9 protein-coding genes and 2 pseudogenes are annotated in these 7,922 nt (G+C 65.8%); 3 read left to right on the forward strand and 8 right to left on the reverse strand.

Features of this window, described 5'->3' with window-relative positions; all coding sequences use genetic code 11:
* Window positions 1–192 (forward strand): hypothetical protein (locus ACIP0B_RS27260; RefSeq protein ID WP_400838057.1); only part of this gene is annotated, 192 nt, incomplete at its 5' end.
* A gap of 29 nt (window positions 193–221) precedes the next feature.
* A complete protein-coding gene (locus ACIP0B_RS27265) occupies window positions 222–887 on the forward strand; it encodes an FKBP-type peptidyl-prolyl cis-trans isomerase (RefSeq protein ID WP_400838060.1) in 666 nt (221 codons plus the stop codon).
* Window positions 888–945: 58 nt separating this feature from the next.
* Here ACIP0B_RS27265 and rsd read toward each other — a convergent pair whose 3' ends face one another.
* The 8 genes and pseudogenes from rsd to ACIP0B_RS27305 all read right to left on the reverse strand — a co-directional run.
* Window positions 946–1,416 carry a sigma D regulator gene (rsd, locus tag ACIP0B_RS27270; protein ID WP_400838081.1) on the reverse strand — a complete coding sequence of 157 codons (471 nt, stop codon included), beginning with the start codon at window positions 1,414–1,416 and terminating at the stop codon, window positions 946–948.
* A 181-nt stretch (window positions 1,417–1,597) separates the two neighbouring features.
* A complete protein-coding gene (locus tag ACIP0B_RS27275; protein ID WP_400838063.1) occupies window positions 1,598–2,140 on the reverse strand; it encodes a disulfide bond formation protein B in 543 nt (180 codons plus the stop codon).
* Between the two features lie 215 nt (window positions 2,141–2,355).
* Entirely contained in the window at window positions 2,356–3,594 is a 1,239-nt protein-coding gene (locus ACIP0B_RS27280) for a heme biosynthesis protein HemY (protein WP_400838066.1), read from the reverse strand.
* On the reverse strand, window positions 3,591–4,733 hold the full coding sequence (locus ACIP0B_RS27285; protein ID WP_400838069.1) for a uroporphyrinogen-III C-methyltransferase: 1,143 nt from the start codon (window positions 4,731–4,733) through the stop codon (window positions 3,591–3,593). Before ACIP0B_RS27285 ends, ACIP0B_RS27280 begins: the two co-directional genes overlap by 4 nt.
* 16 nt (window positions 4,734–4,749) lie before the next feature.
* Window positions 4,750–5,517 carry a uroporphyrinogen-III synthase gene (locus tag ACIP0B_RS27290; protein WP_400838072.1) on the reverse strand — a complete coding sequence of 256 codons (768 nt, stop codon included), beginning with the start codon at window positions 5,515–5,517 and terminating at the stop codon, window positions 4,750–4,752.
* Window positions 5,514–6,455, reverse strand: coding sequence for a hydroxymethylbilane synthase (gene hemC / locus ACIP0B_RS27295; RefSeq protein ID WP_400838075.1), 942 nt, complete (start codon window positions 6,453–6,455; stop codon window positions 5,514–5,516). Before hemC ends, ACIP0B_RS27290 begins: the two co-directional genes overlap by 4 nt.
* A 136-nt stretch (window positions 6,456–6,591) precedes the next feature.
* A complete protein-coding gene (locus ACIP0B_RS27300) occupies window positions 6,592–7,338 on the reverse strand; it encodes a LytR/AlgR family response regulator transcription factor (protein WP_400838078.1) in 747 nt (248 codons plus the stop codon).
* Window positions 7,335–7,454: pseudogene (locus ACIP0B_RS27305) on the reverse strand (sensor histidine kinase); the annotation flags it as partial. The gene ACIP0B_RS27300 and the pseudogene ACIP0B_RS27305, both read right to left, overlap by 4 nt.
* A 322-nt stretch (window positions 7,455–7,776) precedes the next feature.
* On the opposite strand from ACIP0B_RS27305, the pseudogene ACIP0B_RS27310 reads away from it, so the two are divergent.
* Window positions 7,777–7,922, forward strand: a pseudogene (locus ACIP0B_RS27310) (argininosuccinate lyase); the annotation flags it as partial.

The raw sequence follows: 7,922 nt of genomic DNA on the forward strand, positions 1-7,922 counted from the left end.
GTGTTTACTGGCTTCTTGGTGGCCGACATGGTTTACCTCCTGGCTGACGTGAGTGCGGCTCATACTAGACCTCTGCTGCTACCGCCGCTAGGGCATGTTGACAGTATCGAAAGCGCTCGGTTGCAGCGCTGCGAAAAACTTCTGCGCGCGGACAAAAGCAGTTCACCGTTGCAGGTGCCCGCACTGGCATAATCCACCGCAATTCAGGATGGAGAGTGCTCATGCCGCGCTACCTTTTTTTATCCCTCTGCCTGGTTTTTTCCGTCGCCCAGGCCGACGAGAAAACCACCGCGAACGAGGCCCACGACCTGGCCTACAGCCTGGGCGCCAGCCTCGGCGAACGGCTGCGTCAGGAGGTGCCGCAACTGCAGCTTCAGGCGTTGATCGAAGGCTTGCAGCAGGCCTATCAGGGCAAGCCGCTGGCCTTGAGCGAAGCGCGGATCGAACAGATCCTGGCCGACCATGAGTCCCGCACCGCCGAGCAGGCATCGCTGCCCTCAAGCGAGGCCGCGATGGAAACGGAACAGCGTTTCCTCACCGCCGAAAAAGCCAAGCCAGGCGTGAAGGAGCTGGCCGACGGCATCCTGATGACCGAGCTCGCGCCCGGCACCGGCGCCAAGGCCGGCCCCGACGGCAAGGTGCAGGTGCTGTACGTGGGTCGTCTGCCGGACGGCACCGTGTTCGACCAGAACAGCCAGCCGCAATGGTTCAACCTCGACAGCGTGATCGCCGGCTGGCGGACCGCGCTGCAGAACATGCCGGTGGGGGCGAAGTGGCGGCTGGTGATTCCATCCGACCAGGCTTATGGCGCGGACGGTGCCGGTGACCTGATCGCACCGTTCACGCCGCTGGTGTTCGAAGTGGAACTGAAGGGCGCGACCGGCTGATCGCGCAAACGAAAAACGGTGCGCCTTGGCGCACCGTTCCTTTGTCGGGCATGAGGCCTCAGGCCTGAACCGTGTCTTCCTGCTTGTGCGCGGTGTGCAGCACTTCGATCAGGCAGTCTTCCAGCTCGAAGCGCTCGCGCAACAGACCGCCAAGTTTTTGCAGCGCCTCGGCGAACCGCTCCGGGTCATTGCACTCACCCTTGTGGCAATGGTCATTGAAGGCCACCGCATGCTGCGTGATCTCATCGATGCGCGGCTCGATCTGATCCGCCAATTCCAGCCCGCCTTCGTCATCGAACGCCTTGGCTTCGTTGGTCAACTGTTCACGCACTTCGAAGTGCCAGGCGGATACGTAATCGACGAGGATCTGGCAGAACCGGCCGTTCTTCGACTTGTCGGCGAACGCAGGCTTGGCATCACGCAGTGTACGGAACGCAGTCACCAGTTCCTCACGCTCCTGAAGCCAGCGGTCGATCAGTTGATGAACTCCACCCCAACGTTCCTGAGCACTCTGACAACTTTCGAGCATGGCGATCTCTCTTCCCTTGTGGGTCACTGCTCTACACCCGCGCCCCTCTTGTGAAATCGGATTCGGGGGCTGCCGGGCAGAGCGTCATTGAGCAACTGAATTGCAATGACACGTGCGGGCCAGATTATTCCCGCACGCCGGAGGCTTCAAGGTACGCAGACGACAAAGTTCATACAAGCGTTTAATCCCTGATCAACAGCCGGTGCGACGCTTCGCCGCCGAAAGGGCGCTGCACGGCGTTCCAGACCAGACGCAACAACTGGTAAACGGCAAGGATCGACATCGCGAGGAAAAACAGCAGGCTCCACTCCGGGATGCTCAGGTCGAACAGCGTCCAGGAGATCTCGGCGCAGTCGCCGTGTTCGTTGAACATGCCCGACAACGCGCACATCCATGACAGCGGCGTCTCGGGGGCCGGTATGCAGTTCGCCAACTGGTGCAGCGGGTCGCTCTGCCACAGCACCTGGCGCCAGGCTGCGGTCATGCCCCCGGCACTGGCGGCCAACGCCGACACCCAGTAGAGCGAAAGGCCGATCCGGCGCGGCCCGTGCACCGCCGCCACTCCGCAGCAGACAAACAACGCACTCAGGAACAGGCGCTGCACCAGGCAGAGATTGCAGGGCGTCAGGCCGACCGTGTATTCGAGGTAGTAGGAAGCCCCCAGGGCCAGAGCCCCCGCCATGAAAGCCATGAAAAACAGGGAGCGTGAGCAGGTCAACGACATGGCTTATCCGCAACAGTAAAGACAGGCAGTTACGGTAGAGGAAAGCGCGCCGGCCTTTCAAGGCGGGGCACCGGCGACACTTCACCAGAGGTGTAGGGAAATCCCGACAGATGCGAGAGGATAAGATGTAGTCCCTTGTAGGACTCTGCCTAAGACCAGGGTCGGCAGTAACTTTTCCGGCATCGGACGTTAACGGGGAGCACGCTCCCCGTCATTCAAGCCCGGGCCGGGACAGGCAGCGGCGCGGCCAGCAGGCGGTCGTCCAGCAACCCCAGCCCTTCCTGAAACAACTGGTTGCTGCGCTCGGTATCGCCGAGGCGGGCAAGCAGGCGGGCAAGCTCGGCGCAGGCCTCCGGGTTGCGCTGCGTGTGCAGGCTGCTTTCCAGATAGTCCCGGGCCTTGCCCCACAGGCTGGCTTGCAGACACAGGCGCCCCAGCGTCAACAACAGGCTCGGGTCGGCCGGGTGTTCCTTGAGCCACCCCTCGGCCGTCTGCAGCTGACGCACCGGATCACTGCCGCGCACCAGCCCGTACAGACGGGCCAGGTGACTGTCGTACTTGCGCTTGAGGGCGTTGCGCAGCACCTCCTCCGCCTCGACCTGCGCGCCCAGCTGACGCAGTTGCTCGGCATAGGCCAACACCAGCGCAGGCTCCTGCCGCTGGGCGGACGTGAGCTGCTGCCAGGCGCGTTCGAGGGATTGCTGACCGACCGTGCCGTCCTCTTCCCGCTGGGCCGCCAGCGACAGGTTCTGGCCCCAGGCGCGGCGCTCCAGCTCCGTCAGTTCGGCCGGCGGCAGGACCTTGTCCTTGCGCAGTTCAGGCAGCAGCCTGATCACCGCCGACCATTCGCCGCGCTGCTGGTGCAGCCGCTGCAACTGGCGCAGGGTCTGGGCGTTGCGGGGGTGACGTTCGTGCATGGCCTGCAACGTTTCCAGGGCACCGTCGGTGTCACCGCGGTCTGTCTGCAGCTGCGCGTGATTCAAGGCGATCGCCAGTTCGGCCTGGGGCTGACGCTCCAGCGCGCGTTCCAGCAGGCGGTCGCATTCTTCGTAGTTGCCCTGTTCGTTGGCGGCGCGCGCCGCCCCGAGGTAATACAGCAGCGGCTGGCGCTCGGCTTCGGCGGCCCGGTACAGATGGCGCTGAGCGCTGGCCCAGCGGCCCTCGGCCAGATCCAGTTGCCCGTGCTCGATCGCCACCTGCACGCGCCGGCTGCGGTTGCGCCGCGACCACGGGTTGACCACCCCGCCGGACGTCAGCACCACCTCGACCAGCGCCTTGACGCCCCAGGCCAGCAGCCACAGCACCGCCACCACCGCCAAGGTCGCCCACAGGCTCGATTCGTAGCGGAAGCCCTTGTACGCGACCAGCACGTAACCGGAATGCTGGGCGATCGCCAGGCCCAGCGCCGCCGTCACGGCGATGACCAGAAACACGAGCACGTACAGGCGCTTCATGGCGTGGCCTCCTGCGCCGTGCCGGCGGCCGGCTTGGCGAACGGTTTGACCGAGTCTTCGGCATTGACGTTGCGCCGCTCGAGATAGGCCTGCACCGCACTCAGGGTGCCGGCCATGTCCGGCGTGCTGACCGTGACCGGCTGCTGGCTCAGCTCGGCCACTTGCTCAAGCATGATCTTGCTTTGCGGGTTGTCCGGATTGAAGTTGCCCTTGAGCACGTCCCTCGCCTCGGCCAACGCCTGGGTGAAGACCGGCGCCTGTCCGTTGAGCGCCGCCCACTGCGCCTGCTCCAGCGCCAGGCTCAGGGCCAGGCGCACCTGGCTCAGGCTCTGCCCGGCCAGCAGCGGCCGCACGTTCTTGTCGGCGTTGAAGTCGATGCGGATGTAGCGGGAAATCTGATCCCACCACTGGGCCCAGCGACTGGCCCCGTCGCCGTCGGCCGTCAGGCCCAGCAGGGACTCGCCGCGGTCCTTGTATTCGGGGGCAAGCTCGGTGAGTTCGATGACCTGGTCGCGCAGGGCGCCCAGGCGCAGGAACAGGCCGGTGCGGTCCGGCTGTGCGGTGCTGCGCAGCGCCACCAGGGTTTTCGCCACCTGCTCGCGGGCGGCGAACGAACCGGGGTCGTTCTGTTCGCGGAGGATTTCGTCGGCGCCCTGCACCAGCGCCTGGGCGCTGCTGATGTCCTGCAGCGCCGACAGGCGCAGGCTGGCCAGACGCAGCAGGTGCTCGGCCTCCGCCAGGCGCCAGTCCTTGCGGCTGGCGCCGAGGACGGTTTCCAGACGCTGGTTGAGGCGCTGCTGATCGCCCTGCAGTTGGGTCACCAGACGCTGGCGCTCATCGAGCTCGTCGGCGCCCGGCAACTGCCCGAGACGCTCGGTCAGCCGCTGCTCGTTGAGCTTCAGCGACTGCGCCTGATCGTTCAGCGCCTGCACCTGGCTCAACTGTTGCCGGGTGTCGGCCTGCAGGTGACGCACCTGCCAGACGCCCCAGCCGCCGACCGCGACGCCGGCGGCGCCCAGCAGCAATGCCACGATGGCCAGTCCGTTTCCCCGACGCGGTTCCCGGGCCGGTGGTGGTACGTCAACCGGTGCATCGGTCACAGGTTGAACATCATCTTTAGGCAAGGCTGTTTCGCTCACGTATCCATCCTTTGCATTAGAGAACGGGCACGGGATGCTCCCGTAGCGCCGTCAGCAAGGCCGCGGCACTGGCGCCGCGGCAATCCACAACTGTTCGGGCCCCGGCGGCGCGCGCCTGCCCGGCGACCCTTGGGCTTGGAACAAACAACGGCAGCCGCGCCACCTCGGGCCAGGCGTCGCCGGCCAATTGGCGCAGGTGCTCGAAACCCTGTCCACTGCTGACCACCAGCCCGTTCAGGCGTTCCGATCCGATCCTGCGCACCAGTTCCCCCGGCGCGCAGGCCGGCAGGTCGCGGCGGTACAGCTCCAGATACTCGACACTAGCACCAAGCGCGCGCAGGCGCTCGGCGAGCAGCTCGCGCCCGCCCTCGCCGCGCAGGATCAGCACCCGCGAACCGGGCCGGGCCACTGCCTCGCGCAGGCGCGGCAACTGCAGCAACGCTTCGCTGTCATCGCCCCCGTCGGGGAAGTGGGTGTCCAGCCCCCGGGCCTGGAGAACCTGCGCCGTCGCCGCGCCGACGCTGAACCAGGGCAACGACGGCGGCACGTCGGCGCAAGCGTCCAGCAACTGCACCGCCAGGCGCGCCGCCGGTTTGCTGACCACGATCACCGCAGCGCACTGCGCCAGTTGCCCCAGGACCCGGCGCATTGTGTCAGAGACCGCCAAAGGGACGATCTCCAAAAGCGGCAGGCAGCTGCTGAAAATCCCCTGCTGCGCCAACACCTCGGCCAGCGCCGCACAGTCATCCGCCGGACGGGTCAGCAGCAGGCGCCAACCGGTCACTCGTGGCCTGCCTCGCCGTACACCGCCTTGAGGATGTCGTCGGCGCCCTGGCCGAGCAGGTCTTCGGCGACCTGCACGCCCAGCGACTCGGCCGCCTCGCGCGGGGCCCTGGCCTGGGCGCTGAGCAGCTTGCCGCCGCTCGGTTCGCCCACCAGGCCGCGCAGCCACAGCTGATCGCCTTCCAGCACGGCGTAGCAGGCGATCGGCACCTGGCAGCCGCCGTTCAGGTGTTTGTTGAGGGCACGCTCGGCGGTCACCCGCGACGCGGTGTCGGCGTGATGCAACGGCGCCAGCAAGGCATGGATTTCGCGGTCGGCGCTGCGGCATTCGATGCCCACCGCGCCCTGGCCCCCGGCGGGCAGGCTGTCGTCGACGCTGATCGCCGAGGTGATGCGGTCCTCGAAGCCGAGACGGATCAGGCCGGCCGCCGCGAGGATGATCGCGTCGTACTCGCCTGCGTCGAGCTTGGCCAGGCGGGTGTTGACGTTGCCGCGCAGGAAGCGGATTTCAAGGTCCGGACGGCGGGTCAACAGCTGGGCCTGGCGGCGCAGGCTGGACGTGCCGACGATGCTGCCGGCCGGCAGCGCGTCAAGGCTGGCGTAGGTGTTGGAGACGAAGGCGTCACGCGGGTCTTCGCGCTCGCAGATGCAGAACAGGCCCAGGCCTTCGGGGAAATCCATCGGCACGTCCTTCATCGAGTGGACGGCGATGTCGGCTTCGTTCTCCAGCAGCGCGGTTTCCAGTTCCTTGACGAACAGGCCCTTGCCGCCGATCTTCGACAGCGGCGAGTCGAGCAGCTTGTCGCCGCGGCTGACCATGGGCACCAGCGTCACCCGCAACCCCGGGTGGGCCGCTTCCAGACGGGCTTTGACGAATTCGGCCTGCCAGAGGGCCAGAGCACTTTTGCGGGTGGCGATGCGGATTTCGCGAGAGGACATGGATCAATCCGTACTGAATAGATACGGCGGATGATAACAGCTCAGCCAAATCCACTTTGACTTGAATCAGAAACCGCGCGGCCTCCCTGGCCCGCTGCCGGTCGGAAAGAGATGGCGGTCGCCCGCAGCCGGCCGGTCAGAGCCCCTGCATCATCTTGCGCACACCCGCCACATGCCGGCGGCTGACGATCAGGGCGTCGCCGTTCAGGCCTTTGAGGAAGAGCTGGAAATGCCCCAGCGGCGTGCGCTGCAACCGCTCGATGCGCTCGCGCGCCACCAGCGCGTTGCGGTGGATCCGCACGAAGCGCTCGCCGAACTCGTCCTCGAGCGCCTTGAGCGGCTCGTCCAGCAGGACTTCGCCGTGCTCGTGGCGCAGGGTCACGTACTTGTGGTCGGCGATGAAGTACACCACCTGGTCCAGGGGGATCAGCTCGATGCCTTTGCGGGTCCGGGCGCTGATGTGGCTGCGCGGGCCGTTGCCGCTTTCGGCGGCGGGACGGGTCAGGGCCGAGAGCTGGGCCCGGTTGGGACGTTCGGCCCTTTTCAGGGCATCCTGCAAGTGTTCGGTTCGCACGGGTTTCACCACATAGCCCACGGCACCGGCCTTCAGGGCTTCCACGGCAAATTCATCGGAACCTGTGCAGAACACCACGGCGGGCGGGGTTTCTCGTTCGCACAGACGGGCAGCGACCTGCAGGCCATCCAGGCCCGGCATGCGGATATCGAGCAGCACGATATCCGGCTTTTGACTGTCGATCAGCGCCAACGCCTCCTCGCCATTGGTGGCGCTGGGCTCCAGGACAGTGTAGCCCCCGAGCTCGCTCACCATTCGGCTGAGGCGCTCACGGGCCAAGGGTTCGTCATCAACGATCAGGACATTCATATTGCGCTGGATTCCTGCGTGAGTCTCGCACAAGGATAGCGTAGACAGGTGGAGTGACGTCCGTCACCGCGATCCACGCTAAGACTAGCGCGGGCGCCAAAAAGTGCCGCACGTCGGCCGGCAAAATTTGCCGGTGCCCGATCCCTGCGCCCTGCGCAGGCGTTGCCGATGGCCAATGCACCCACCCCTCTCTTTTTCGTGGCCGGCGTCCGAACCGCATTTGCGCCGACCCTTCAGTCCAACTGTAGACGTTCGTCGGGCCGGCATTGCTCAATCGGAAAATATCGTTGCGCAAATCGCTGCGGCGACGGCGGCGATTGTGGCGCACGGAATGAGAAAAAAACGTATCGACCAGTGTCAGCGACAGGATCGGCAACCCTGTTATCATCCGCGCCAGCATTTGCAGCCTTCTTTCTTCAAGCCGATACGAGCGAATTCATGAGCACTGACAAGACCAATCAGTCCTGGGGCGGCCGCTTCAGTGAACCCGTCGACGCCTTCGTCGCCCGCTTCACCGCCTCCGTCACTTACGACCAGCGCCTGAAACGCCACAACAAAAACGGCTCGAACGCCCACGCCACCCA

The organism is Pseudomonas sp. NPDC089534, assembly GCF_044749305.1.
Lineage (GTDB): Bacteria > Pseudomonadota > Gammaproteobacteria > Pseudomonadales > Pseudomonadaceae > Aquipseudomonas > Aquipseudomonas ekonensis.

Excerpts from the sequence above, each read along its gene's own strand:
- ACIP0B_RS27265 (WP_400838060.1), top strand. The coding sequence starts at position 222 with ATGCCGCGCTACCTTTTTTTATCCCTCTGCCTGGTTTTTTCCGTCGCC.
- rsd (WP_400838081.1), bottom strand. The coding sequence starts at position 1,416 with ATGCTCGAAAGTTGTCAGAGTGCTCAGGAACGTTGGGGTGGAGTTCAT.
- ACIP0B_RS27275 (WP_400838063.1), bottom strand. The coding sequence starts at position 2,140 with ATGTCGTTGACCTGCTCACGCTCCCTGTTTTTCATGGCTTTCATGGCG.
- ACIP0B_RS27280 (WP_400838066.1), bottom strand. The coding sequence starts at position 3,594 with ATGAAGCGCCTGTACGTGCTCGTGTTTCTGGTCATCGCCGTGACGGCG.
- hemC (WP_400838075.1), bottom strand. The coding sequence starts at position 6,455 with ATGTCCTCTCGCGAAATCCGCATCGCCACCCGCAAAAGTGCTCTGGCC.
- ACIP0B_RS27300 (WP_400838078.1), bottom strand. The coding sequence starts at position 7,338 with ATGAATGTCCTGATCGTTGATGACGAACCCTTGGCCCGTGAGCGCCTC.